We start from the raw sequence: 1,505 nt of genomic DNA, 5'->3' as shown, positions 1-1,505 counted from the left end.
GGCGGGCTCCTTGGGCTCCTCGGCGCCGGGGTCGAGGGCGGGCGGGGCCGGGACCGTCCACATCCACTCGCGCAGCTTGTCGCGCTCGTGGGTGAGGTCGCGGATGTCGGTCTCGGCGTACTCGAACTCGGGGGACCAGAACAGGGCGTCGAACGGACACACCTCGATGCAGATACCGCAGTACATGCACAGGGAGAAGTCGATGGCGAAGCGGTCGAGGACGTTGCGGCTGCGTTCGCGTCCGCCGGGGGTCGTCGCCGGGATCGTCTCCTTGTGGGAGTCGATGTAGATGCACCAGTCCGGGCACTCGCGGGCGCACAGCATGCAGACCGTGCAGTTCTCCTCGAACAGGCCGATCACCCCGCGGGTGCGGGGCGGCAGTGCGGGCTGGGTGTCCGGGTACTGGTCGGTGACGGGCTTCTTCGTCATCGTCCGCAGGGTGACGGCCAGGCCCTTGGCCAGGCCGGAGCCGGGGATCGGGGCCATCAGAGGAACACCACCTTGACGACGCCGGTGAAGGCGATCTGGGCGAGGGAGAGGGGGACGAGGAGGGTCCAGGAGAACTTCTGCAACTGGTCCTCGCGCAGGCGGGGGTAGGTGACGCGGAGCCAGATGACGACGAAGGCGAGGACCGCGGTCTTCAGCAGGGTCCAGACCCAGCCGAGTCCGTCGGCGCCCCAGGGACCGTGCCAGCCGCCCAGGAAGAGGACGGTGGTCAGGCCGCACAGGACGACGATCCCGGCGTACTCGGCGAGGAGGAAGAGGGCGAAGCGCAGGCCGGTGTACTCGGTGTACGCACCGAAGATGATCTCCGAGTCGGCGACGGGCATGTCGAACGGCGGGCGCTGGAGTTCGGCGAGACCGGCGACGAAGAAGACGAGCGCGCCGGTGATCTGCCAGGGCAGCCACCACCACTCGAAGGCGTCGAGGATGCCGACGAGCGAGACGGTGCCGGCCGCCATCGCCACCGAGGCGGCGGTGAGCAGCATCGGCAGTTCGTAGGCGAGGAGCTGCGCGGCGGTGCGCAGGCCGCCGAGGAGGGAGAACTTGTTGGCGGAGGACCAGCCGGCCATGAGCGAGCCGAGGACGCCCACACCCATGACCGCCAGGACGAAGAACACGCCCGCGTCCAGTACTTGCCCGACCGCGCCCTCGCCCGGACCGATCGGGATGGCGAGCAGGACGAGGAGGTACGGCAGCAGGGAGACGGCCGGGGCGAGCTGGAAGATACGGCGGTCCGCGCCGGCCGGGACCACGTCCTCCTTCTGCGCGAACTTCACTCCGTCGGCGATGAGCTGGGCCCAGCCGTGGAAGCCACCGGCGTACATGGGGCCGAGGCGGCCCTGCATGTGGGCCATCACCTTGTGCTCGGTCTGACCCACGATCAGGGGGAAGGTGAGGAAGACGACGAAGACGACCAGGAGTCGCAGGGCGACGTCGAGCGCGTCGTTCACCGCGGGCCTCCTGAGGGGTCGTCGGGGGTGGGGGCGTCGGGATCACCGGGG

General features: G+C 69.7%; 2 protein-coding genes. Both read right to left on the bottom strand.

Annotated features, from left to right (window positions below; genetic code table 11):
• A partial coding sequence (locus B7L92_RS33730; protein ID WP_081241065.1) for a NuoI/complex I 23 kDa subunit family protein occupies positions 1-486 on the bottom strand: 486 nt, incomplete at its 3' end.
• The gene (locus B7L92_RS33725) at positions 486-1,454 is read right to left on the bottom strand and encodes a complex I subunit 1/NuoH family protein (RefSeq protein WP_081241064.1); all 969 of its coding nucleotides are present in this window, start codon (positions 1,452-1,454) and stop codon (positions 486-488) included. The genes B7L92_RS33730 and B7L92_RS33725, both read right to left, overlap by 1 nt.
• Between the last annotated feature and the right edge of the window lie 51 nt (positions 1,455-1,505).

The sequence above is a fragment of the Streptomyces viridosporus genome (assembly GCF_002078235.1).
GTDB classification, from domain to species: domain Bacteria; phylum Actinomycetota; class Actinomycetes; order Streptomycetales; family Streptomycetaceae; genus Streptomyces; species Streptomyces viridosporus.
Note: the sequence above shows the minus strand (reverse complement) of the source record. Positions and strands in the feature narration are given on the sequence as shown.